Origin of the sequence: Bradyrhizobium aeschynomenes (genome assembly GCF_013178945.1) — a bacterium.
GTDB classification, from domain to species: Bacteria; Pseudomonadota; Alphaproteobacteria; order Rhizobiales; family Xanthobacteraceae; genus Bradyrhizobium; species Bradyrhizobium aeschynomenes.
Map to the genome: position 1 here is coordinate 112,628 of NZ_JABFDM010000010.1, position 23,879 is coordinate 136,506.

The following is a 23,879-nucleotide window of genomic DNA, read 5'->3' on the forward strand; positions in this document are numbered from 1 at the left end:
CATTGTAGTTAATGCGAAGCCGCGTCGGCCAATGACCGACCTGCACCGATGAGTTCGCAGCAGCTGCGACATTGCGGCGCGCGACCTCTGGGCCAATGAGTCGGCGAGACGATCTCAGCCGCAGTTGGTTTCATGGATCACGTTAAATTATGACCCGAAACTCCCTTCGCGAAGCCCGCGTAACTTGGCCCGACACGACGCAAGAGCAAGCCGCTCATTCCAGCATCGGTGTCGCAGTCGAACTCATCACGCGGCTCTGCCGCCGTCGTTCATAGGGAGCTATCCATGTCCAAGCGCATTGCCTATCTCGCTGCCGCCGCCTTCAGCGCGCTGTCGCTGACCTCGACCTTCGTCGCGCCCGCCAGCGCCGAGGAGAAGACCGTGATGGTCGGAGGTGCGGCGATGTATCCGTCGAAGAACATCATCCAGAACGCGGTCAATTCGAAGGATCATACGACGCTGGTCGCAGCCGTGAAGGCCGCCGGTCTCGTGCAGACGCTGGAAGGCAAGGGCCCGTTCACGGTGTTCGCGCCCACCAACACCGCCTTCGGCAAGCTGCCGGCCGGCACCGTCGACACGCTCGTCAAGCCGGAGAACAAGGCGACGCTGACCAAGATCCTCACCTATCACGTCGTGCCCGGCAAGCTCGAGGCCGCCGACCTGAAGGACGGCCAGATGCTGAAGACCGTCGAGGGCGAGCAGCTGACCGTCAAGCGCGAGGGCAAGAACGTGATGATCGTCGACGCCAAGGGCGGCACCTCGATGGTCACGGTGCCGAACGTCAATCAGTCGAACGGCGTGATCCACGTGGTCGACACCGTGCTGATGCCGGCGTCGTAAGACCCGGCGAAGCAAGGACGCATCCGTTTCCTCCTCCTCGCGGATGCGATCCCGAGCGAGCCGGGCCCACCCCGGCTCGCTTTTTTGTGAGAGCTATCGCTCCGAAAGCATCGATTTGCCGGTTTGAGCCCGTAACGACGGGCCGCCGTTTCGCGTATATCTGTCGGAACCTCGAAGACCACCCGGAACCACCGAGCCCGTCATGTCCAGCATCGCTGCCACCGAGACGACGATCGCGACCCCGCAGACCAAGGTGATCCAGCCCGCCTGGGTCCGCGTCATGCACTGGATCAACGCCGTGGCGATGATCCTGATGATCATGTCCGGCTGGCAGATCTACAACGCCTCGCCGCTGTTCGACTTCCGCTTCGACCGCAGCATCACGCTCGGCGGCTGGCTCGGCGGCGCGCTGCTGTGGCACTTCGCCGCGATGTGGCTCCTGATGCTGAACGGCCTCGCTTATCTCGTCACGGGTCTCGCCACCGGCCGCTTCCGCCGCAAGCTGTTGCCGGTCTCGCCGGCTGCTGTCATCGCCGACGTCAAGGCCGCGCTGACCTTCAAGCTCTCGCATGGCGATCTCACCGTCTACAACGCGGTGCAGAAGCTGCTCTATCTCGGCATCATCCTGGTCGGCATCGTCGTGGTGCTCTCGGGCCTGTCGATCTGGAAGCCGGTGCAACTGCACTGGCTGGTCATGCTGTTCGGCGACTACCCGGCCGCGCGCTACGTCCATTTCGTCTGCATGGCGCTGATCTGCGCCTTCCTGGTCATCCACATCCTGCTCGCGCTGCTGGTGCCGAAGAGCCTGCGCGCGATGATCATTGGCCGCTGAGGGGAGACTGCATCATGGCCAAGCGTCCGTTCCTCATTCCCGGCGTCGACAAGCGGCTCCTGATCAAGGACTCGATCAAGGCGATGCCGGATCTCACCCGCCGCCGCTTCATCACCGGCGGCGCCAGCCTGGGCGCGCTGACCCTTCTCACCGGCTGCGACGTCGTCGACGGCGACACTGCCGAGGAGCTGCTCAAGAAGGTGTCGAAGTTCAACGACGCCGTGCAGTCCTGGATGTTCAATCCGGACGCGCTGGCGCCGACCTTCCCGGAGAGCGCAATCACAAAACCGTTCCCGTTCAACGCCTACTACACGCTCGACGAGGCGCCGGAGATCGACGCCGCCGACTGGAAGCTCGAGGTCCGCGGCCTCGTCGACAACAAGAAGTCGTGGACGCTCGACGAACTGCACGCGCTGCCGCAAGTCAAGCAGATCACGCGCCACATCTGCGTCGAAGGCTGGAGTGCGATCGGCTCCTGGACCGGCACGCCGCTGCGCGACTTCCTCAAGCTGATCGGCGCCGACACCCGTGCCAAATACGTCTGGTTCAACTGCGCCGACTCTCAGGGCTACAATTCGCCGCTGGACATGCGCACCGCGCTGCATCCGCAGACCCAGATGACCTTCAAGTTCGCCGACCAGATCCTGCCGCGCGCCTACGGCTACCCGATGAAGATCCGCGTCCCCACCAAGCTCGGCTTCAAGAACCCGAAATACGTCGTCGCGATGGAAGTCACCAACGACTACAAGGGCGGCTATTGGGAGGACCAGGGGTACAATTCGTTCAGCGGGAGCTGAGCGCGGGAGCTAATGAAGCCCCGGATCGCCACCACACCCTCCGCCGTCGTCCCGGCCTTGAGCCGGGACCCATACCCACAGGAAGTGGTTCGAGGCAGGGAGGTCATTGGCATTTGGCCCATCACATCCGCCGCGGCGTATGGATCCCGGCGTTCACCGGGATGACACCGGTTGTGAAGCGAGAGATCGCCACGCACTCCGCTGTCGTCCCGGCCTTGAGCCGGGACCCATACCCACAGGGAGTGGTTCGAGGCAGGCAGGTCATTGGCATTTGGCCCATCACATCCGCCGCGGCGTATGGATCCCGGCGTTCGCCGGGATGACACTGGTTGTGAAGCGAGAGATCGCCACGCACTCCGCCGTCGTCCCGGCCTTGAGCCGGGACCCATCCCTACAGGGAGTGGTTTGAGGCAGGCGGGTCATTTGCATTTGGCCCATCACATCCGCCGCGGCGTATGGATCCCGGGTCAAGCCCGGGACGACACCGTGGGTTTGGCGCGGTCTGTGGCTTTCAGCGCTCCGTGGCCTTCAGCTTGTGTTGGAAGGCCGCCATCACGGCTCCCAGCAGCAGCAGCGCGGCCGAGACGTTCAGCGCATAGGTCAGACTGCCCATCGCATCCGTGATCGCGCCGACGGCGAACGGGCCCAAGGTCTGGCCGACGCCGAATGAAATGGTCAGCGCGGCGATCGCGCGCGGCCAGGCGGCTTGCGGCAGGTTGAAGCGGACGAACGCGGTCGTCGCCGTCGTGACCGTCGAGAACGCGATGCCGAACACCGCAGCAGACAGCGTCAGCATGACCGGCGTATGGCTGAGCGCGGGCAGGCCGGCGCCAATGGCGTTGATCGTAAGGATCAGCGCGGTCGGCCAGCCGCCGCGGTCGAGCGCCAGCACGCGGCGCCACACCCACGGCGTGGTGAAACCGGCGAGGCCAATCAGGCACCAGAACCCGGATTGCGCCGCGGCGCCGCCGCCGAGATCGCGGACATAGGCGATCATGAAGGTGAGATAGGCGATATAGCCGGCACCGTAGAGGAAGTATCCGAACAGATAGATCGCCATCGGCCGCAGCGAGACGCGGTCCGCGCGCGTCTCCGGCATGGCGGCGTTCGATGGAAGCTGCATCAGCAGCAACGGCACGATCAGCACCACGCTGACGCCGGCAAGCACCGCCCACACGATCCACCATGAGCCGGGGCCGAATGCCTGCAGGACGAACGGCGCGATCAGGCCGGAGACGACGATGCCGAGCGGCGGTCCGGCATAGAACAGGCTCAGCACGAAGCTCGCCTGCGCCGGCCGAGCCAGAGCGATCCGCGCCGCCAGCGCGCCGCCGGCGACGAGCGCCACGCCGGCGCCGATCCCGGTCACCAGTCGCGCCAGGCTGAGCGTGACGAAGTCGCCCGTCATGGCGCAGACGATGAGAGACGCCAACGCCGCCACCGTGCCGCCGCGCACGGCGGCCAGTCCGCCGAACCGCCGCGCCGTGTGCGAGGCGATCAGCGCGCCGACCAGATAGCCGGCGGCATTGACCGTGTTCATGAAGCCTGCCGCCGAATACGACCAGTGCAGGCTGTCCCGCATGTCCGGCAGCACCAGCGCATAGGCGAAGCGGCCGATGCCGAGACCGATGATGGGCCCGAGCGACAGTGTGAGATTGGTCAGCGCCGGACGGGCCGGAAGCGGGGCGGATGGGGGGATCGGCAAGAAATGCTCCGGCGCCACGAAGGTCGGGCCATTCATGCTGTCCGGCCGCGGATTTCGAGCACATTACAGCCCGGTCTGCCGGTACAGAAGACGTGCTGCGGCAATGGTGGCTTGCCAAGGGCGCAGGAGCGCTTTAGCACTCCGCGCGGATTTTAAAGCCGCTCTTCGTCAGCCCGGACTTGCACCGGGCATCCTCGTCCTGTCCGCTCGCCAGAGCACAGGCGCGGATGGCCGGACGAGACCGGTCATGACAACGACCCACGCGAGGACAACGACCATGGCGACCCAGAAGCTCCTGCTGCTGCCCGGCGACGGCATCGGCCCCGAAGTGATGGCCGAGGTGAAGCGGCTGATCGGCTGGCTGAACGGCAAGGGGCTCGCCTCGTTCGAAACCGAAGAGGGCCTGGTCGGCGGCTCCGCCTACGACGCCCATGGCGCCTCGATCTCGGAAGCCGACATGGACAAGGCCAAGGCGGCCGACGCCATCATCTTCGGCGCCGTCGGTGGCCCGAAGTGGGACGGCGTTCCCTACGAGGTGCGCCCCGAGGCAGGCCTGTTGCGCCTGCGCAAGGATCTCGGCCTGTTCGCCAATCTGCGTCCCGCCGTGTGCTATCCGGCGCTTGCCGATGCCTCCAGCCTGAAGCGCGAGATCGTCGAGGGCCTCGACATCATGATCGTGCGCGAGCTCACCGGCGGCGTGTATTTCGGCGAGCCCAAGACCATCACGGATCTCGGCAACGGCCAGAAGCGCGCCGTCGATACCCAGGTCTACGACACCTATGAGATCGAGCGCATCGCCCGCGTCGCCTTCGACCTCGCGCGCAAGCGCAGGAACAAGGTGACGTCGATGGAGAAGCGCAACGTCATGAAGTCGGGCGTGCTCTGGAACGAGGTCGTCACCGCGGTCCACGCGCGCGAGTACAAAGACGTCACGCTCGAGCACCAGCTTGCCGATTCCGGCGGCATGAACCTCGTGAAATATCCGAAGATGTTCGACGTCATCGTCACCGACAACCTGTTCGGCGACATGCTGTCGGACATCGCGGCCATGCTGACCGGCTCGCTCGGCATGCTGCCCTCGGCCTCGCTCGGCGAGGTCGACGCCAAGACTCACAAACGCCGCGCGCTGTATGAGCCGGTGCACGGCTCGGCGCCCGACATCGCCGGCAAGGGTCTTGCCAACCCGATCGCGATGCTGACGTCGTTCGGCATGGCGCTGCGCTACTCCTTCGACATGGGCGCGCTCGCCGACAAGCTCGACGCCGCGATCGCCGCCGTGCTCGCGAGCGGCCTGCGCACCGCCGACATCAAGGCCGAGGGCTCGACCCCGGCGTCGACCACGCAGATGGGCGAGGCGATCATCAAGGAGCTGGAGAAGCTCACGGCGTAAGAAGCTCACGGTGTGATTGGAGCGATGCTCATTTGAGCCGAGCTGTTACCGCACGGGCGCGCTCGGCTCCCCTCCCCCTTGCGGGGAGGGGTCGGGGGTGGGGGTCCCCACCCAGTGAGCGAGCTTGGGGCAATGGCGTCTTTCCAGATTAGCCATGGTTTATCGCCACCATCGATGCGCTCCTCCTGAAGCGCATCGGCCATTCGTTTGTACGTGGACTCATCGACGGCATCGCCCGGAGACCCCCACCCCCAACCCCTCCCCGCAAGGGGGAGGGGAGCGCACCGTCGCTGGGGATGCAGCTCGATCAACTCATTAGCACGGGCTCGAACGCGCCTTCTTGCGAGACGCAATGTGGGCCGCCCGCCGGGCAAATCAGGTCGTTGTTTTGCGCGATTGGCGTCGGCAAGCGCGCCCGATCGCCCATCTTCCAGCTGAAAATCCGCTGCGCCGAAAAACTCATTTCGCCCGTGCGATCAACCCGATCAGTTGATCCAGCCCGCTGACGCCAAAAATTGCACTTTCGCCTTTCCAGAATCCATGCTTCCCTCCCCTCATCCCGCTTCGCCGGCAAGGGGCGTTTCGCGATCGTCACGAGGCGTGAGGCGGGGATGCGGTGGCCGCGAGGGCTCGCAGCACGTCCTTCAACGGCGTGCGGACGAACGAGGCTCTTGCGGACGTGAAGCTGCGTGGTCCTGGCGCCCCGATGCTGGCGCCAAGTCGGAAGGGCGATGATCCCGAAGACGACGGTGGCTACAAGCCGGACACCGGGGAGAGCGCAGAGTAAGCGTGAAAACCATCGCGCAGGGAAGGCCGGGTCGTGCCGGCTGTACCTGTGGTTCCTGCCCCGTGCATTCTTTCCGCACGGGGGCCACGGGCCTCAGCCGAGGCTCGGCCTTCCCTGCGCCCTTGCTTCCGATGAGGGCGAATGTACCGGATCACTCGGACGCCAGAGCGCCGCGAGAACGAGATTGCATGTCGGCGTCATTACGAGCGAAGCGACGCAATCCAGACCTCCCACAGCGGAGGCCGTCTGGATTGCGTCGCTGCGTTCCTCGCAATGCCGCGAGGCAAGAGCGATGTCGATGGCCTGCTCACAAACGAAAAGCCGGGCGGAGCCCGGCCTTAAATCATCGGATTGGGTGTTCGAATGCTGTCCCAGCCCTCAGTAGGGGATCGGAATCCGGGTCGGGTAGCCGCCGAGGTCGGACGGCGCCATCAGCGGCTGGCGGTCGATCGGGCGGTTCAGGTTCTCGCGGGCAAAGGACGGATAGCCGACGGCCGGCGGGAAGGCATAGTCGCTGAACTTGCGGTCGCCCGGCAGCACCTCGGTGCCGCCGTCCAGCCAGGAGCGCTTGCTCACATAGATGCGGGTGCGCGGGCCGGACTGGTAGGAATAGTTCGGTCCGTTGGAGTAGACCACCGTCGAGCGACGCTTGGCGGGGGCGGCATCGGCGGAGGTGACGGCAAGAGTCGTGATGGCAAGACCGGTCGCGGCGATCACCGCCAAGGTCATGACCCGCGTCGCAGCAGAAAATTCAATCATCACGTCCTCTTCCTGGCGCCAAACGGGGCGGGCGCTCGCCATGCGCATGATTTGGCCCGCACAATATCTGGGTCGGCTGTGGCATCACAAGGTCATTCCCGCGACGCTGCCGAAGATAAATTCCGGCTGTGGCGGGAAAGTTGCATCAAAATCCGTCACTTGCCGGGGACGGACGATGTCCGATCGTGGCCTCGCAGCCTTCGGCAACATGCGGACGCAAATCGTCGCTCAGAAGGTGCCGCGCAGCCGGGGATTGTCGAGGGCCGTGATCCAGTCGTTGAGCGTCTTGGCGACCCCCGTTGCGTCGCAATCGGCGCGCCGCGGCTCGGCCTGGGCGAACAGCTCGGTCAGGGCGGCCTCATGGCCGGACGGCGACAGCAGGGTCAGGCGGTTGAGCATGCAGCCGACGGCGGCGCGCCGGGTCTGCAGGGCGGCGCCCTGGCAGGACCAGCCGGAGATCCGCAGCGCCGGTACGGCGATGGTCTTCAGAAAACCCAGGCAGGCGCCCGGGCCGTCCGGAGCGCCGGCCTGACGCAACAGGCTGATCGGGCCAAACCGGCTGTCAATGATGCCGGCCGCTTCGAGCTCGGGCGCAGGACGCCCCATGCGCGCCGCGAGATCGCCGATCGGGTTGCGCATGCCGTCGCGCTCCGGTCCGATCCGGTAAATCTCGATCTCGGCCGCCGACCGGTCCGCCGGCTCGCCCCAGCGCAGCACGTCCTTGCGGCCGCCGGCGGGGTGGGTCAGCATGGTGTAGGTCGCGGTTCTGTCGGGCTGGTCGGTGAGGCGCAGCGAAAACGCCGGCACCGCGCCGTCGGCAAGCATCCAGCCTGTCCTGGACGACGGCGTGTCGTCGCCGGCGTCGAGCCGGTTCCAGGCGGCCACGCCGAGCATGGCGATCAACGCCAGCGCTCCCACATAGGCAAACAGGCGCGCAAAGGTGCCGCAGACCTCGTCCGCCACGGCCTTGAGGCCGGGCGAGATACGGGGCTTGCGGATCGTCGCGGCTGTCCTGGCCGAATCGGGATGCATCGAATGCGAGACGTCGTGGTAACGTTGTGTCAGGGACGTTTCTCGCATAGAAGCGCTGCCGCTTCCGTTTCCGCTCAGATGCGCGGTCGGCCAAATTTCTTCGGAGAGTGAACGATGGGTTACAAAGTCGCAGTGGTCGGCGCGACCGGCAATGTCGGACGGGAAATGCTCAATATTCTCGACGAGCGCCAATTTCCGGCAGACGAGGTCGTGGCGCTGGCGTCACGCCGCAGCGTGGGCGTCGAGGTGTCCTATGGCGACCGCACCCTGAAGTGCAAGGCGCTCGAGCACTACGATTTTGCCGACGTCGACATCTGCCTGATGTCCGCGGGCGGAACGGTCTCGAAGGAATGGTCGCCGAAGATCGGCGCCGCCGGGTGTGTCGTGATCGACAATTCCTCGGCCTGGCGCATGGATCCGGACGTGCCGCTGATCGTGCCGGAGGTCAATGCCGATGCGGCCGCCGGCTTCAACAAGAAGAACATCATCGCCAACCCGAACTGCTCGACCGCCCAGCTCGTCGTCGCGCTGAAGCCGCTGCACGACAAGGCGAAGATCACGCGCGTCGTGGTGTCGACCTATCAGTCGGTGTCAGGCGCCGGTAAGGACGCGATGGACGAACTGTTCTCGCAGACCAAGGCCGTCTACACCAACGACGAGCTGATCAATAACAAGTTTCCCAAGCGCATCGCCTTCAACGTCATTCCGCAGATCGACGTCTTCATGGAAGACGGCTTTACCAAGGAAGAGTGGAAGATGATGGCGGAGACCAAGAAGATCCTCGATCCGAAGATCAAGCTGACCGCAACCTGCGTACGCGTGCCGGTGTTCGTCGGCCACTCCGAGGCGGTCAATGTCGAGTTCGAGAATCCGATCACCGCTGACGAGGCGCGCAACATCCTGCGCAACGCGCCGGGCTGTCTCGTGATCGACAAGCATGAGCCGGGCGGCTACGTGACGCCCTATGAGGCCGCCGGCGAGGACGCGACCTATATCAGCCGCATCCGCGAGGACGGCACGGTCGAGAACGGCCTCGCCTTCTGGTGCGTGTCGGACAATTTGCGCAAGGGCGCGGCGCTGAACGCCATCCAGATTGCCGAAGTGCTGATCAACCGCAAGCTCATCACCGCCAAGAAGAAGGCGGCCTGAGTCGTAACTATCAGCACGCGGCGCATTCGGGGTGGGATCGAACGTGGCTGAGAGCAGCAAGACCGAGCCGGCAGAGGCGACAGTGCCCGTGCCGGCGAAGCACGCGCCGGGTCCGCTCGAACGCGGGCTCGAGGGCTTCCTGTTCAAGAGCCGCTGGCTGATGGCGCCGTTCTATGTGGGCCTCGTCGTCAGCCTCGTGGTGCTGCTGTTCAAATTCGCGCTGCTGCTGTGGGAGAACGTCGTCCATCTGCCGACCGCCAAGGAGAGCGACATCATCCTCGGCGTGCTCAGCCTGATCGACGTCTGCCTCACCGGCAATCTGGTGCTGATCGTGGTGTTCTCGGGCTATGAGAACTTCGTCTCGCGCATCGATCCCGGCGGCCATCCGGACTGGCCGGAATGGATGACCAAGGTCGACTTCGCCGGGCTGAAGCAGAAGCTGCTGGCCTCGATCGTCGCGATCTCGGCGATCCAGCTGCTCAAGGCGTTCATGAATCTCGACGCCGGCTACGACTCGGTCAAACTCGGCTGGCTGGTCGGCGTGCACATGACCTTCGTGGTCTCGACCGTGATGCTGGCGCTGTCGGACCGCTGGTCGGGCGATCATTGACGGCGAATGGCGAGTAGCGAATTGGGATCTCTGCTCGCACCTCCCGATTCGCTACTCGCCAGTGCGCGCGCTGCGAAATTCCTTGCTCGCCTTGTCGAGCACGAACAGCGAGCCCTCGGACACACCGAAATAGGCGCCGTGCAGCTGCAGATCGCCCGCCTCGACCCGGCTTCGCACGAACGGGAACGTCATCAGGTTCTCCAGGCTGCGGAACACAGCGGCCTTCTCGATTCGGGTGACGAAATCCTGAAAGCTCTCATGGTCGCGTTGCTCGACGACCTCGCCGGGCTTGATGAACATCGACATCCAGCGGCCGATGAAATCGCCCGGCGACAGCGGCGCCGCCTTGTCGACGAAGGCGCGGATGCCGCCGCACTGGGCGTGGCCGAGGATCACGATGTGCTTCACCTTCAGCACCGTGACGGCATATTCCAGCGCCGCCGACACGCCGTGGGCGTTGGCATCGGGTTGATAGATCGGCACGAGATTGGCGATGTTCCGGAGCACGAACAATTCGCCCGGCCCGACATCGAAAATCACCTCGGGCGAGACGCGGGAATCGCAGCAGCCGATCACCATGACTTCGGGCGACTGGCCGCGCTCGGACAGCTCCAGATAGCGGCTCTGTTCGGTCGGAAGGCGCTGGGTGGTGAAGGCGCGATAGCCTTCGAGCAGACGTTGCGGAAACGAGATCATGGGCCTTGCCTAAACACATGCGGCCTGCGGGAACAAGCCTTTCGGCTCGGCGGGCGAAATGGTATCGCGGGCCGCCGCCATAAACCAAGGGAAACGCCGAAATGATCCGCCCGCGCCGCAGTCTTCTGTTCATGCCCGGCTCCAATGCCCGCGCGCTGGAGAAGGGGCGGAACCTGCCGGCCGACGGCCTGATCCTCGATCTCGAGGATTCGGTGGCGCCGGACGCCAAAGCCGCGGCGCGCGAGCAGATCGCCAAGGCGGTGGCCGCCGATGGCTACGGCAAGCGCGAGCTCCTGATCCGCATCAACAGCCTGGACACGTCCTGGTGGAGCGACGACGTCGCGATGGCGGGACGGACGGCGACCGACGGCATCCTGGTTCCCAAGGTCTCGACGGTCGAGGATCTGCGCATGGTGACCAGCCGCCTCGCCGAGGTCGGCGCCGATCCGTCGCTGAAAGTGTGGGCCATGATCGAGACCGCGCGCGCCGTGCTCGATGCGGACCGTCTCGCGGCCACTGTGCATGAGGAAGGCTCCCGGCTTGCCGGCTTCGTGTTCGGGCCGAACGACATTTCGCGCGAGACGCGCATCCGCATGCTGCCGGGCCGCGCGACGATGCTGCCGATGATCAGCCATTGCATCCTGGCGACGCGCGCGCACGGGCTGGAAATTCTCGATGGTCCCTACAGCGATTTCGCCAATGCCGATGGCTTCTCGCAGGAATGCATCCAGGCCCGCGATCTCGGCTTTGACGGCAAGACACTGATCCACCCGGGACAGATCGACGCCTGCAACGCGATCTTCACGCCGCCGGCGGCCGAGGTCGCCGACGCCCGCAAGATCATCGCGGCGTTCGAGTTGCCCGAGAATGCCTCGCGCGGCGCGATCCAGATCGACGGCCGCATGGTCGAGCGGCTGCATGCCGAGATGGCCCGGCGGACGATCGCGATTGCGGACGCCATCGCGGCGGCGGGGAAGTGAAGTGATCGTCAGCTGCGCTTGAGGCTGAGGATGTAGTTGACGAGGTCGCCGCGCTGCTCGACCGTCAGAATGACGTTGGGCATCGTCGGGTGGCTGCTCTGCAGGAAGACCTTGAGCGCCAGCTCGGTGGTCGAGGGCATGTTGGCGACGGCGACGAAATCCGGCGCCGTGGTGGTCTGGCTGCGCGCGCCGTTCGCGTCGATGGCGTGGCAGGGGCTGCACCAGGCCTCGGCCAGCCTGCGACCCGCCTGCACGCTGTCCGCGGCCGGCGTGGCGCCGTTGGCATAGTGCAGCCGGATCAGCAGCATCGCGGCGAGCGCGAGCAGCAGCGCGGCGCCGATGTGGAGCCAAGTGTTGCGGTGCAGATTCGGCAGGCTCATCGCGTCGCTCCGCTGACGTAGGATGGGGAGGAGGCGATCAGTGCTTGACCGCGCCGGCACCCAGGCGGTCGATGGTCGGCGCGTTGAGGCAGTACTCCTCGTAATGCGCGCCGCTGGTGCCCGCCGAGAGATCGCGGTGGCAGCGCGGCTTGTCCTTGCACATGGCGCAGACCCGCTCCATGTCGCGCAACACCAGCGGCTCGGCGCGCCCCAGCGCGGCCTCGTCGATGCCGAGCGCCTTGAGCATCAAGGGCAGCTCATCGGCCGCGTGCTCGCCGTGACGGACCAGCTCGTCGAGATCCGAAGGCGTGACCTGCAGGTCCATTGCGATGCGTTCGAAATCGTCACGGTCGAGCTGCCGCAGCTCCGTCAGCTCGCGCCGGTGCCGCAGCCATTGCGCGAACGTATCGATCAGGAATTGAACGCGGGGATAGGGCTTGGCTTGGGCAGGCATGGCTCGTCTCCGATGATTGACGCCAATCAATCACCGGGTGACGGTGCGGACGTTGCGTTAGATCAAGCAGCGCAACAGCCCTGCCGCGGGCGCGGACCTTCAGGCACCGAACCGTTCCGTCGCCCAGGCATAAAGACTGCCCGGAACGGGCGCCTCGCCGCCGCGGCCCTTGGGCGAGATGTGCAGGCCGATGATGCCGGGATCGCCGATCAAACCGGAGAAATCCGACGGGTCGAAGAACGCCTTGGGCTCAGCATGCACGGCATAGAAGCTGCGCTTCGGCAGCGCATGGCGCAGCGAGCCGTGACGGCGGGCCAGCGCCGTCAGCGCGGCCGGGCCGAAGATGGCGACGCGGATGTCGGACAGGCGGTCGGAGTGGCCGCGCAGACGGCGGAGCGCGAAGGTGATCCGGTGTCGGAGCGAAAGCCAGTTCGGCGTCAGCGCCTGCTGCGCCATCAGCGCGGTGAATTCGCCGACGATCGGGTCATCCGGCGGCAAATACAGCACGGAATTGCCGAGCTGCCGCGGTCGCTCCCAGGCGAAATAGGGCCGTGCGGGATCGATCTCGACCGGCCGCAGCAGCAGAACGTCGGCGTCGAGCCACAGGCCGGCGCGCTGCGCCATCAACCGCATGCGGAAGAAGTCGCTGAACTGCAAGGTGGTCCAGTCGCGCCAGCTGCCATCCGGCTGCGGCGGCCTGAGGCGTTCGGAGAACGCATAAGGCAGGATCGCTTCGGCCTCGGCATTGCCGACACCGTCGGGCAATCCGGGCAGCGGATCGAAGCTGTAGACGGTGACCTTGTGGCCGGCCGCGAGTTGCGAACGCAGGCAGGTCTGCCGCAGCCGGTCGAGCGGTCCGCGCCAGAACGTCACGACCTCGGGCAAGACGCGCGTCAATGGCAGACCTGTGCTGGGGGGACTCGAAACAAGGCCCCGGACGCCTGGTCCGGGGCCCGCGAACTCTGGCGTTGAGCGCGGGATCAGGCCCAGGCGCGCTCGGCGAGCTTGGCCTCGTAGCTGTCGATCGAGGCCTTCTTCTCCAGCGTCAGGCCGATGTCGTCGAGCCCGTTGAGCAGGCAGTGCTTGCGGAACGGGTCGATCTCGAACTTGACCGTACCGCCGTCGGGACCGCGGATTTCCTGGGCGGCGAGGTCGACCGTCAAGGTCGCGTTAGCGCCGCGCTCGGCGTCGTCGAACAGCTTGTCGAGATCGGCTTGGGACACGCGGATCGGCAGAATGCCGTTCTTGAAGCAGTTATTGTAGAAAATGTCGCCGAACGAGGTCGAGATCACGCAGCGGATGCCGAAATCGAGCAGCGCCCAGGGGGCGTGCTCGCGGCTCGAGCCGCAGCCGAAATTGTCGCCGGCGACCAGGATCTTGGAATTGCGGTAGGCCGGCTGGTTGAGCACGAAATCCGGATTCTCGCTGCCGTCGTCCTTGTAGCGCTGCTCCGAGAACAGGCCCTTGCCGAGGCCGGTCCGCTTGATGGTCTTCAGGTACTGCTTGGGGATGATCATGTCGGTGTCGACATTGATGATCTTCAGCGGCGCGGCGACGCCTTCCAGCGTGGTGAACTTGTCCATCGGGGAGCACCTTCGAGAATTCAAGCAGGCCGCTGTTTAGCCCGATTGGCCGGGCGGATAAAGTCAAAATCCCCGGGACGCCCAGCCCGGCAGCTCAGTCGGCGGCCGCCTCGATTGCTTCCATGTCGTCGTCGGACATTCCGAAATGGTGGCCGATCTCGTGAATCAGCACGTGGCGGACGATGTGGCCGAGGCTCTCGTCGTGTTCGGCCCAGTAGTCCAGGATCGGCCGGCGGTAGAGCCAGATCATGTTGGGCAGGCGCGGCAGGTCGTCATTGCTGCGGAACGGCAGCCCGGTGCCCTGGAACAGGCCGAGCAGGTCGAACTCGCTCTCGGCCTCCATCTCGTCGAGCACCTCCTCGGTGGGGAAGTCGTCGATCCGGATGATGACGCCGTCGCACATCCTGCGGAAATGCGCGGGCAGGCGCTCGAACACCTCATGCGCCATGGCTTCCATGTCGGCGAGCGAGGGGGCTTTCAGATCTGTCCACATTGCCGCCTTCTAGCCCGGCTTTGATCATCTTGCACCTTGGTTCTATGACATGTGTGGCGGCAGCCGTTGACGCGAGGGGTGAAAACGGCGCACCGTCGCGGCGCGATTTGGGTTTGGGGGACGTATGAGACAGATGTCGATGATGCTGGCCGGAACGGCGCTGGCCGCGGCGGTCGTGATCTCGATTTCGACCGGAGCGCAAGCCGGGCAGGTAGCCGGCACGCAGTTCCAGGCGGTTCGGAGCGATCAGGTGACGGATCTCTCTGCGCAGCGACGTTCGCGCCGCATCCCCATCTATCCGCGCGACGAGGGGCATTGGCAGCCCGACGTGCTGCCGCGGTACAATCCGGGGCCGAACGCGGTGCGGGTTTGTGACGCGACCTATGTGCAGGAGCGCCGGCCCAGCGGCACGGTGATCGTCCCGCACATGAGCTGCGTCTGGCGGCGTGGGTGAGAGCCGTCGCTTGGTGCATCGGCTCGCACAAGTGGCCTCGCCAGTTCCAGCGTGACGATGCCGACACGGTGCCGATATGTCGCGAGGTGCGGCGGAACCGCGCGCGGCGTTTCGGCATTCTGCTCCGGCGCAGGTCTTCATGTCCCATTCACGTCGCTCGTTCGAGACTGATCTGCGTCGTGCCGCGGCGACCGTCATGAGTAGGCGGAGCTCGGTGCCCGACGTGATGTCAGGCGATCGAAGGAGAAGTTCATGACTGTGATGAAGCTGTTGGGCATCGCGGCGGTTGGCGCCGTGCTGGCGTTCGCCGCGCCCGCGCACCGCGCAGAGGCGCTGTCGCTGATCAATCCGGGCGCCGCGACGGCAGTGCAGCAGGGCACGGCGCAGGAGACGACCCAGGCACACTGGCATGGCCGGCGCCATTGGCATCCCCGACGCCATTACTATCCCCGCTATCACTACTATCCGCGCCACCATTGGCGTGGCCACCACTACGGTCGCCGCCACCACCACCGCCGCTGGTGAACTGCGGTTCCCCGCGGGATCGATGGAATGATCGAAATCAGCAGGCCCGCGATGCGGGCCTGTCTGCTGACAGGGGGCAGGCAAGAGGGTGCCAGGGGGTGCCATGACAGCGTCAGTCAGCAACGCGTCGATCGGGACACGGTCGTCGACCAAGAACGTGTCGACCAAAAAGGTCCCGATCAACAAGGCTTCGGTCAACAAGGCTTGGTTCAGGATCGGCATGGTCAACGCGGCGATATTGCTCGCAAGCTCAGCGGCGACGTCTCCCGTCGCAGCGGCCAGCGACGGACGGGCATCGGTCCGCCGGACGATCGCTGCGCATGTCCTCGCGGAACGGCAATTCGGTGCGCGGAGATCTGCCAAGGCAGCAACGGTCACGCCTCGATATCACGGCCGCCCGACGGACTACGCACCGGCCTATCGGCCGGGGGCGTTCATTCTGGTCACTCCATTCTTCGACTAGAAGCACAAGCTGCGACACACATGTCGTTCGCGGCGCGGCAAGGTCGCGTGACGGAACGCTTCCGAAAGGCGTCGAAGCGAGCCTGATCAGCCAACGTCGCCGGCGCGATCGATCATCCTCGTCGGCGTGATCACGTCGACGCTCATCCGTCATCTCCTTTGCCGCGACGCCACGCCGCAGATGCGCGCGCTGCGTGCATCATTCATGCCGCATTCACGTCGCTATCTCTACGTTCATGTCGGGGGTGCGCCAATCCACCGATCGGACGACCAGCATCGGCGCTGCATGGGTCCATCGTTGCACACAGCATTCAGGGAGAAGGGACCATGATGAGGATGAAGGACCAGCGCGCTGGTCTTGCTCGTCGCCTCAGTCTTGCGGCGGCAGCGTTGTTTGTCTTGGCGGGTGCGTCCGGTCGTCCCGCGTCAGCCATGTCTCCAATAGCGCCAGGCGCCGGACCTGCGACACAGGCGCCGTCTGACGCTCTGACCGTTCAGGTGCGTGGCCCCGGCCCCGGTGGTCATGGCGGCGGTGGCGGACATCATGGCGGTGGCGGCTTCCATGGAGGTGGCGGCTTCCATGGTGGCGGCTTCCATGGTGGCGGCGGTGGCGGCTTCCGCGCAGGCCCGGCCTTTCACGGCGGCGGCGGTGGACCGGCCTTCCACGGTGGCGGCGCCATGTTCAGAGGCGGCGGCGCTCCGGCGTTCCATGGCGGAGGTGGTCACGCGTTCGGAGGCGGTCCACGTCCCGTGTTCCACGGCGGCGGCCCGGCGTTTCACGGCGGAGGCCCGCGACCGGTGTTCCACGGCGGCGGCTATCATCATCGCCCGCATTACGGCTATCGGCCGTACTTCCATCACCACCGCCGGCACTTCTACGGCTATCGCAGCTATTACACTCCGACCTACACGACGGCCTATTACTATCCCTATCGCCGCTGCCGTATCGTCTACACCTATTACGGCCCGCGCCGCATCTGCCACCACAGGCACTGGAACCGTCATCACTGGCGCCCGCATCACCGGTGGCATCATCGTCACCACCGGCATCACTGGCGCTACTACTGACGAACCGAGCGCCTGACGGAGACATCGAAGGACGCCCACCGGCGTCCTTCTCTCGTTTGGGCAACGGCTTCTACGTTGCGGTTAGAGCCAGTCCTTGAGCTGCCAGTTCTTCACCGACAATTTCCACGGCACCAACGTTTCCAGGCGCCATCTGGCGAAGCGGCCCGGAGGCCAGTTCGACAGCCGTCGCTCGTCCTTTGGTGCTTCGGGCTTGGCGATGATCTTGGCGGGCGGAGTCTTGCGGCGCTGGCGCGTTGCGTCGCGGATGAGGTCGACGTATTCCGGCTTATTGGCCATGTCAGGCTCCCTCGGCACGTCCCTGCAGACGCGGTGCGTCCGACGGTAGGATTGTGCGTGAGGACATTTAAGAAGCCCTTGCGGAGCCATTTCGACGTTGAGTCAAAATGAAAAACGCGGCGGCTTCTTTCGAAACCGTCGCGCTTGTTCGGAGATTGGTTGGTGCAGGATGGCTGCATCCACCAACGAGGGGACGGATCAGCGCCAGTCGCGCACGTCGACGAAGTGGCCGGCGATCGCGGCCGCCGCGGCCATCGCGGGCGACACCAGGTGGGTGCGGCCCTTGAAGCCCTGGCGGCCCTCGAAGTTGCGGTTCGAGGTCGAGGCGCAGCGCTCTTCCGGCGCCAGCTTGTCCGGGTTCATGGCGAGGCACATCGAGCAACCCGGCTCGCGCCATTCGAAGCCGGCCTTGATGAAGATCTTGTCCAGACCTTCTGCCTCGGCCTGCTCCTTGACGATGCCCGAGCCCGGCACGACCATCGCGTTGACGTGACCCGACACGGTCTTGCCTTCGGCGATCTTGGCGGCGGCGCGCAGATCCTCGATACGGCCATTGGTGCAGGAGCCGATGAAGACGCGGTCGAGCTTGATGTCGGTGATCTTGGTGCCCGCGGTCAGGCCCATGTACTTCAGCGCGCGATGCTTGGAGATGCGCTTGGCCTCATCCGCGATCTTGTCCGGATCCGGCACCACGCCGGTGATCGAGATCACGTCCTCGGGCGAGGTGCCCCAGGTCACGATCGGCGGCAGCTTGGCGGCGTCGAGCCGCAGCTCGTGGTCGAAATGCGCGCCCTCGTCGGAGCGCAAGGTCTCCCAGTAGCGCATCGCGGCATCCCAGGCCGCGCCCTGCGGCGCCTTGGGACGGCCGCGCAGGAAGTCGTAGGCCTTCTCGTCCGGCGCGACCAGGCCGGCGCGGGCGCCGCCCTCGATCGACATGTTGCAGACGGTCATGCGGCCTTCCATCGACAGCGCGCGGATCGCCTCGCCGGCGTACTCGAGCACGTAGCCGGTTCCGCCCGCGGTGCCGATCTCGCCGATGATGGCGAGGATGATGTCCTTGCCCGTCACGCCGTCCGGCAGCTTGCCGTCGACGGTGACGCGCATGTTCTTCGCCTTCTTCTGGATCAGCGTCTGCGTCGCCAGCACGTGCTCGACCTCGGAGGTGCCGATGCCGTGCGCCAGCGCGCCGAACGCGCCGTGAGTCGAGGTGTGGCTGTCACCGCAGACGATCGTGGTGCCGGGTAGCGTAAAACCCTGCTCCGGGCCGATGACGTGGACGATGCCCTGGCGGCGGTCGAACTCGTTGTAATATTCGATGCCGAAGTCCTTGGCGTTCTCGGCCAGCGTCTTGATCTGCTCGATGCTCTCCGGATCCGGGTTCGGCTTGGTGCGGTCGGTGGTTGGGACGTTGTGGTCGACGACCGCCAGCGTCTTCTCCGGCGCATGCACCTTGCGGCCGGTCATGCGCAGACCCTCGAACGCCTGAGGCGAGGTCACCTCGTGCACCAGGTGACGGTCGATGTAGAGCAGGCAGGTGCCGTCCTCGGCTTCGTGCACCAGATGGTCGTTCCAGATCTTGTCGTACAGGGTGGTCGGCTTCGACATGAGCGAATGCTCCAGGGAATGAAGGTTTGAAACACGGCGCGTGACCGGCACGCGCGAACAATCAGGACGAAGGCGCTGCGGCTTACAGCGCGCGCCTAAGCTCGGAGGTCGCTGACGTCGCGAACCGTCCGAAGAACCGCCCGGGCAGCCGGCTATGATCGTCGATGACGACGCGGCGGCAGGCCATGCTGGTGCGATCTAGAACCATTTCAGGGAGATATATAGCACGCAGGCGTGGGAGTGCGAGATGCGTTTGTCGCGGTGAGGCGTGCGCGAATCTCACCGCCGTCATTCCGGGGCGATGCGCAGCATCGAACCCGGAATCTCGAGCTGATCGTCCCATCTCGAGATTCCGGGTTCAGCCCCTTTGGGGCTGCCCCGGAATGACGGTGGGGCGAAACAAAAAAGCGCGGGCCCGGCCCGCGCTTTTCGTCAATCCCAGTGCTGCAACGATTACTCGTTGACCGCGGTCTGCTGGCGGTCCTGCTTCTCGACGATGCGGGCCGACTTGCCGCGCAGCTGGCGCAGGTAATACAGCTTGGCGCGACGCACCTTGCCGCGGCGCACGACCTTGATCGAGTCGATCATCGGGGACAGGATCGGGAACACGCGCTCCACGCCTTCGCCGTAGGAGATCTTGCGGACGGTGAAGCTCTCGTTGATGCCGCCGCCGGAACGGCCGATGCAGACGCCTTCATAGGCCTGCACGCGGGTGCGCTCGCCTTCGACCACCTTCACGTTGACGATCACGGTGTCGCCCGGGCCGAACTCCGGAATGGTCTTGTTGGCGGACAGCTTGTCGAACTGCTCTTTTTCGAGCTGCTGAATCAGGTTCACGGGTAAATCTCCATCGGCGGCGCGCCCAGCCGGGTCACGCGGGCTGCGCTTGTTCCTGCCGTCACTTGCGGAATTGGGCGCTCCTATAAGGCAAAGCGCGAGGCTTGTCACCCGTCTGTCGTGCTTTTTGGCGCTTTTTGGCTGGTCCTGCTTTGTTCCCGCGGCTGACGCGCCTGCCATTCGGCCCACAAATCCGGCCTGCGCGCCTCAGTGAGAGCCTGGGATTGCGCATGGCGCCATGCGGCGACCTTGGCGTGATCCCCTGACGTCAGCACATCCGGAATGGCGCGGCCCTCGAACAATTGGGGGCGGGTATATTGCGGGTATTCAAGTAGGCCGTCGGAGAAGCTCTCGTCGGTCCCCGATTCGAGCTTGCCCATCACGCCCGGCAGCAGCCGCACACAGGCATCGATCAGCACCAGCGCCGCAATCTCGCCGCCTGACAGCACGTAGTCGCCGATCGAGACCTCGATCAGCTCGCGGGCGTCGATGACGCGCTGGTCGATGCCCTCGAAGCGGCCGCAGACGATCAGCGGCCCCGGACCGTCGGCGAGCTCGCGGACGAAGGCCTGGGTCAATGGCCGACCGCGCGGACTCATCAGCAGTTTCGGCCGCTCCGGCGCGACAGCCGCCGCGTCGATCGCGGCGGCGAGGACGTCGGCGCGCAGCACCATGCCGGGCCCGCCGCCGGCCGGCGTGTCGTCGACGCTGCGGTGCTTGTCGGTGGCCGACGCGCGGATGTCGCGTGCTTCGAGCGACCAAATTCCGCCAGCCAGCGCCCGGCCAGCGAGGCTCACGCCCAGCGGTCCGGGAAACATCTCCGGAAACAGCGTCAAGACAGTCGCGCGCCATGGCGCGGTGGGAGAGGGCGAAGCGGTCATGATGCTCTGTTACGGCACCGGAGCGATGAGATCGAGCCCTGGATCAATGCTGCGTCCACGGCTCGTGCGGCCATACCACCACTGTCGTCCCGGACAAGCCGTGACGCGCAAAGCGCGTCGCGGCGCCGATCCGGGATCCATACCGCGTGATCGTGGAAAGGGGCACGCGGTCAGTCCCGCGCAAGCCAATCAGCTGCGGTGGCTATGGATCGCCGCTTTCGCGGGGATGACGAGCTGAGTTTGGGGCGGCCACCTCGTCCTCATCGGACGCCGCTTCGTCCTCACCGTCGATCTCACTCGGCAGCTCGATGATCACCCGGCCGCCGGCCAGATCCACCGTCGGCACCACGGCATTGGTGAACGGCAGCATCAATGTGCTTCCGGACGGCGGGGCGATCTCGATGATGTCGCCGGCGCCGAAATTATGGATGGCGAGCACACGGCCGAGCGGTGCGCCGGCGGTGGTTTCGGCGGCAAGCCCGATCAGGTCGGCGTGGTAGTATTCGTCGTCATCGGTCTCGGGAAGGCGGTCGCGCGGGACGTAGAGCTCCAGTCCGTTGAGGCGCTCGGCGGCGTTGCGGTCGGTGACGCCCTTGATGCTGGCGACGAGATGATCCTTGGCCTCGCGCGCCTTCGCGACTTCGAAAGATCGACTGCCGTCCTTGGTCGTGAGCGGGCCGTAATGCAGCACGGCCAGCGGATCCTCGGTGAAGGTCCACAGCCGAACCTCGCCGCGAACCCCGTGCGCGGCGCCGATCCTGGCGACGCAGATCAGCTTGGACATCAGGAGGCCTCGTCCTTCGAGACGCGCGCAAGGGCGCGCTCCTCAGGACGAGGAGCCATTTCCTCATGCTGAGGAGCACGGCGACAGCCGTGCGTCTCGAAGCATGAGGCCAGCATCGTCAAGGATCTCAGCCCTTGGCGGCGGCTTCGGCCTGCGCCTTGCGCTCCTTGCGCGGCACGGCCTTGATCGGGTTCTGGCGGGCTTCGCGCTTCTTGACGCCGGCGGTGTCGAGGAAGCGGGCGACGCGGTCGGACGGCTGCGCGCCCTTGGCGAGCCAGGCTTTCACCTTCTCCATGTCGAGCTTGAGGCGCGCCTCGTTGTCCTTCGGCATCAGCGGATTGAAATGACCGAGACGCTCGATGAAGCGGCCGTCGCGGGGAAAGCGCGAGTCGGCGACGACGACGTGATAGACCGGGCGCTTCTTGGTGCCGGCACGGGCGAGACGAATGACGACGGACATGAAAGTTCTCCTGAGTGTCTTCTGATGAGTTGATGTGAGCTAAGCCGTCATTCCGGGGCACCGCGCAGCGGTGAGCCCGGAATCCATAACCACGATCGTGCGTATGGATTCCGGGCTCGCGCTGCGCGCGCCCCGGAATGACGAATGGAGAGAGGAGCGGATGATCCTCATTATTTCTTCTTCCCCGGAGGCAGGCCGAGGCCCGGCAGCGTCGGCTTGCCGCTGAGGCCGGTGAGGCCCGGCAGATTGGGCAAGCCACCACGCAGGCCGGCGGGCAGATCCTTCGGCAGATTCGGCAGACCGCCGGGCATGCCGCCCGGCATCTTCTCGGCCAGCGCCTTGAGCTGATCGGGCGAGGGCATGCCGCCGCCACCGCCGAAACCCATCGCCTGGGCGATGCCGGCGAGCGGCCCGCGCTTGCCGGAGCCCATGGCCTTCATGACGTCGGCCATGTTCCGGTGCATCTTGAGCAGCTTGTTGACGTGCTCGACGCTCTGGCCGGAGCCGGCGGCGATGCGCTTCTTGCGGCTGGCCTTGAGCAGGTCGGGATGCTTGCGCTCCTCGCGGGTCATCGAATCGATGATCGCGACCTGGCGCTTGAGGATCCTGTCGTCGATCCCGGCGGCCGCGATCTGGTTCTTCATCTTGGAGATGCCGGGCATCATGCCCATCAGCCCGCTGATGCCGCCCATCTGCGACATCTGCAACAGCTGCTCGCGCATGTCGTTGAGGTCGAACTGACCCTTGCGCATCTTCTCGGCGGCGCGCGCGGCCTTCTCGGCGTCGATGTTCGCCGCGGCCTTCTCGACCAGCGAGACGATGTCGCCCATGCCGAGGATGCGGCCGGCGATCCGCGACGGATAGAAGTCTTCCAGCGCGTCGGTCTTCTCGCCGGTGCCGAGCAGCTTGATCGGCTTGCCGGTGACCGCGCGCATCGACAGCGCCGCGCCGCCGCGGCCGTCGCCGTCGATCCGGGTCAGCGCGATGCCGGTGAGGCCGACGCGCTGGTCGAACGAGCGGGCGAGATTGACGGCGTCCTGGCCGGTCAGCGAGTCCGCGACCAGCAGCACCTCGTGCGGGTTGGCCACCGCCTTGATCTCGGCGGCCTCCTTCATCATGTCCTCGTCGAGCGTGGTGCGGCCGGCGGTGTCGAGCAGCACCACGTCGTAGCCGCCGAGCTTGGCGGCCTCGATGGCGCGGCGCGCGATCTGCGGCGGCATCTGGCCGGCGACGATCGGCAGGGTCGGGATGTCCAGGTCGCGGCCGAGCACCGCGAGCTGCTCCATGGCGGCCGGACGGTAGACGTCGAGCGAGGCCATCAGCACCTTGCGCTTGTCGCGCTGGACCATGCGGCGCGCGAGCTTGGCGGTCGTGGTCGTCTTGCCGGAGCCCTGCAGGCCGACCATCATGATCGGCACCGGCGGCACGGCGTTGAGATCGATGGTCTGGCCGTCATCGCCGAGCGTCTTGACCAGCTCGTCATGGACGATCTTGACGACCATCTGGCCGGGGGTGACCGATTTGACGACGGTGGCGCCGATTGCCTGCTCGCGCACGCGCTCGGTGAAGCTGCGGACAACCTCCAGCGCGACGTCGGCCTCGAGCAGCGCCCGGCGGACCTCGCGCATCGCGGCGTCGACATCGGCTTCCGAGAGCGAACCGCGCCCCGTCAGCCGATCGAGAATGCCGCCAAGCCTTTCCGACAGATTGTCGAACACTTGCTTCGTCCTTTGTCCTGCGCGCGGCAGGCAGTTGAATTCTTCGCCGTCATCACCCGCGAAGGCGGGTGATCCAGTACTCCGTGGCAGCGCGGCTCGATCCGAGGCGCCGCGGCGTACTGGATGCCCTGCCTGCGCGGGGCATGACGATCATGTATGTTTCGGCCGTCTTGCCGAAACCCGATCGTCCAAACACCTTTGCGCCCGAGGGCGCACAGCGCTGTCGGGCGGTGACCTCCGGCCTCCAGGGCCGGGCGGTGGCTCGAAAAGACGAAACTTTCCGAAATTCGGCCGGGTTAAA

Annotated in this window: 27 protein-coding genes; 11 read left to right on the top strand and 16 right to left on the bottom strand. The window is 65.7% G+C overall.

Annotated features, from left to right (window positions below):
- Positions 1-285 precede the first annotated feature (285 nt).
- The 3 genes from HL666_RS25655 (at position 286) to HL666_RS25665 (ending at position 2,469) form a co-directional block, all read left to right on the top strand.
- Positions 286-840 (top strand): fasciclin domain-containing protein, encoded by a 555-nt coding sequence (locus HL666_RS25655; protein WP_172112961.1) that lies wholly within the window; start codon positions 286-288, stop codon positions 838-840.
- A 202-nt stretch (positions 841-1,042) separates the two neighbouring features.
- Entirely contained in the window at positions 1,043-1,672 is a 630-nt protein-coding gene (locus tag HL666_RS25660; protein WP_172112960.1) for a cytochrome b/b6 domain-containing protein, read from the top strand.
- A gap of 14 nt (positions 1,673-1,686) precedes the next feature.
- Positions 1,687-2,469, top strand: a complete 783-nt coding sequence (locus tag HL666_RS25665) for a molybdopterin-binding protein (protein ID WP_172184259.1) — start codon at positions 1,687-1,689, stop codon at positions 2,467-2,469.
- A 511-nt stretch (positions 2,470-2,980) separates the two neighbouring features.
- Here HL666_RS25665 and HL666_RS25670 read toward each other — a convergent pair.
- Positions 2,981-4,174, bottom strand: a complete 1,194-nt coding sequence (locus HL666_RS25670) for a YbfB/YjiJ family MFS transporter (RefSeq protein WP_172112958.1) — start codon at positions 4,172-4,174, stop codon at positions 2,981-2,983.
- Positions 4,175-4,451: 277 nt separating this feature from the next.
- Between HL666_RS25670 and leuB the strand changes: the two genes are divergently transcribed.
- Positions 4,452-5,564, top strand: a complete 1,113-nt coding sequence (leuB, locus tag HL666_RS25675; RefSeq protein WP_172133665.1) for a 3-isopropylmalate dehydrogenase — start codon at positions 4,452-4,454, stop codon at positions 5,562-5,564.
- Positions 5,565-6,729: 1,165 nt separating this feature from the next.
- On the opposite strand, the gene HL666_RS25680 is transcribed toward leuB, so the two are convergent.
- Entirely contained in the window at positions 6,730-7,110 is a 381-nt protein-coding gene (locus tag HL666_RS25680) for a hypothetical protein (RefSeq protein ID WP_172112956.1), read from the bottom strand.
- A gap of 228 nt (positions 7,111-7,338) precedes the next feature.
- Complete coding sequence (locus HL666_RS25685; RefSeq protein WP_172113074.1) at positions 7,339-8,142, bottom strand: hypothetical protein; 804 nt, start codon at positions 8,140-8,142, stop codon at positions 7,339-7,341.
- 114 nt (positions 8,143-8,256) lie between these two features.
- Here HL666_RS25685 and HL666_RS25690 point away from each other — a divergent pair, with 114 nt between their 5' ends.
- Positions 8,257-9,291, top strand: coding sequence for an aspartate-semialdehyde dehydrogenase (locus HL666_RS25690; protein ID WP_172112955.1), 1,035 nt, complete (start codon positions 8,257-8,259; stop codon positions 9,289-9,291).
- A 43-nt stretch (positions 9,292-9,334) separates the two neighbouring features.
- Positions 9,335-9,901 (top strand): TIGR00645 family protein, encoded by a 567-nt coding sequence (locus HL666_RS25695; RefSeq protein ID WP_172112954.1) that lies wholly within the window; start codon positions 9,335-9,337, stop codon positions 9,899-9,901.
- A gap of 51 nt (positions 9,902-9,952) precedes the next feature.
- On the opposite strand, the gene HL666_RS25700 is transcribed toward HL666_RS25695, so the two are convergent.
- Positions 9,953-10,597, bottom strand: coding sequence for a carbonic anhydrase (locus HL666_RS25700; RefSeq protein ID WP_172112953.1), 645 nt, complete (start codon positions 10,595-10,597; stop codon positions 9,953-9,955).
- A 101-nt stretch (positions 10,598-10,698) separates the two neighbouring features.
- Between HL666_RS25700 and HL666_RS25705 the strand changes: the two genes are divergently transcribed.
- Entirely contained in the window at positions 10,699-11,577 is an 879-nt protein-coding gene (locus tag HL666_RS25705; protein WP_172184262.1) for an HpcH/HpaI aldolase/citrate lyase family protein, read from the top strand.
- Positions 11,578-11,585: 8 nt separating this feature from the next.
- Here the strand turns inward: HL666_RS25705 and HL666_RS25710 are convergent, their stop codons facing one another.
- The 5 genes from HL666_RS25710 to HL666_RS25730 all read right to left on the bottom strand — a co-directional run bounded on the left by HL666_RS25710 (position 11,586) and on the right by HL666_RS25730 (position 14,487).
- Positions 11,586-11,957 (bottom strand): c-type cytochrome, encoded by a 372-nt coding sequence (locus HL666_RS25710; protein ID WP_172184264.1) that lies wholly within the window; start codon positions 11,955-11,957, stop codon positions 11,586-11,588.
- A gap of 37 nt (positions 11,958-11,994) precedes the next feature.
- Positions 11,995-12,411: a hypothetical protein gene (locus tag HL666_RS25715; protein ID WP_172184267.1), complete on the bottom strand. Its 417-nt coding sequence runs from the start codon at positions 12,409-12,411 to the stop codon at positions 11,995-11,997.
- Positions 12,412-12,510: 99 nt separating this feature from the next.
- Positions 12,511-13,308, bottom strand: coding sequence for a glycosyltransferase family 32 protein (locus HL666_RS25720; protein ID WP_172184270.1), 798 nt, complete (start codon positions 13,306-13,308; stop codon positions 12,511-12,513).
- Between the two features lie 83 nt (positions 13,309-13,391).
- On the bottom strand, positions 13,392-13,994 hold the full coding sequence (leuD, locus tag HL666_RS25725) for a 3-isopropylmalate dehydratase small subunit (RefSeq protein WP_172112948.1): 603 nt from the start codon (positions 13,992-13,994) through the stop codon (positions 13,392-13,394).
- A 94-nt stretch (positions 13,995-14,088) separates the two neighbouring features.
- Complete coding sequence (locus HL666_RS25730; RefSeq protein ID WP_172184273.1) at positions 14,089-14,487, bottom strand: metallopeptidase family protein; 399 nt, start codon at positions 14,485-14,487, stop codon at positions 14,089-14,091.
- A gap of 142 nt (positions 14,488-14,629) precedes the next feature.
- On the opposite strand from HL666_RS25730, the gene HL666_RS25735 reads away from it, so the two are divergent.
- From HL666_RS25735 to HL666_RS25750, 4 genes are all read left to right on the top strand, one after another.
- Positions 14,630-14,941, top strand: a complete 312-nt coding sequence (locus HL666_RS25735) for a hypothetical protein (protein WP_172184416.1) — start codon at positions 14,630-14,632, stop codon at positions 14,939-14,941.
- A gap of 252 nt (positions 14,942-15,193) precedes the next feature.
- Entirely contained in the window at positions 15,194-15,466 is a 273-nt protein-coding gene (locus HL666_RS25740) for a hypothetical protein (protein WP_172184276.1), read from the top strand.
- Between the two features lie 103 nt (positions 15,467-15,569).
- On the top strand, positions 15,570-15,929 hold the full coding sequence (locus tag HL666_RS25745; RefSeq protein WP_172184279.1) for a hypothetical protein: 360 nt from the start codon (positions 15,570-15,572) through the stop codon (positions 15,927-15,929).
- A gap of 326 nt (positions 15,930-16,255) precedes the next feature.
- A complete protein-coding gene (locus HL666_RS25750) occupies positions 16,256-16,996 on the top strand; it encodes a hypothetical protein (RefSeq protein ID WP_172184282.1) in 741 nt (246 codons plus the stop codon).
- 81 nt (positions 16,997-17,077) lie between these two features.
- Here the strand turns inward: HL666_RS25750 and HL666_RS25755 are convergent, their stop codons facing one another.
- The 7 genes from HL666_RS25755 to ffh all read right to left on the bottom strand — a co-directional run bounded on the left by HL666_RS25755 (position 17,078) and on the right by ffh (position 23,578).
- A complete protein-coding gene (locus tag HL666_RS25755; protein ID WP_172112943.1) occupies positions 17,078-17,293 on the bottom strand; it encodes a hypothetical protein in 216 nt (71 codons plus the stop codon).
- A 198-nt stretch (positions 17,294-17,491) separates the two neighbouring features.
- Entirely contained in the window at positions 17,492-18,898 is a 1,407-nt protein-coding gene (gene leuC, locus HL666_RS25760; protein WP_172184284.1) for a 3-isopropylmalate dehydratase large subunit, read from the bottom strand.
- A gap of 453 nt (positions 18,899-19,351) precedes the next feature.
- Entirely contained in the window at positions 19,352-19,735 is a 384-nt protein-coding gene (gene rplS / locus HL666_RS25765) for a 50S ribosomal protein L19 (RefSeq protein ID WP_015663536.1), read from the bottom strand.
- A 107-nt stretch (positions 19,736-19,842) separates the two neighbouring features.
- A complete protein-coding gene (gene trmD, locus HL666_RS25770) occupies positions 19,843-20,616 on the bottom strand; it encodes a tRNA (guanosine(37)-N1)-methyltransferase TrmD (RefSeq protein WP_172184287.1) in 774 nt (257 codons plus the stop codon).
- A 202-nt stretch (positions 20,617-20,818) separates the two neighbouring features.
- Positions 20,819-21,400 (bottom strand): ribosome maturation factor RimM, encoded by a 582-nt coding sequence (gene rimM / locus HL666_RS25775; protein WP_172133660.1) that lies wholly within the window; start codon positions 21,398-21,400, stop codon positions 20,819-20,821.
- A gap of 127 nt (positions 21,401-21,527) precedes the next feature.
- A complete protein-coding gene (gene rpsP, locus HL666_RS25780) occupies positions 21,528-21,860 on the bottom strand; it encodes a 30S ribosomal protein S16 (protein ID WP_006611500.1) in 333 nt (110 codons plus the stop codon).
- 170 nt (positions 21,861-22,030) lie between these two features.
- Positions 22,031-23,578: a signal recognition particle protein gene (gene ffh, locus HL666_RS25785; RefSeq protein WP_172133659.1), complete on the bottom strand. Its 1,548-nt coding sequence runs from the start codon at positions 23,576-23,578 to the stop codon at positions 22,031-22,033.
- Positions 23,579-23,879: the final 301 nt, after the last annotated feature.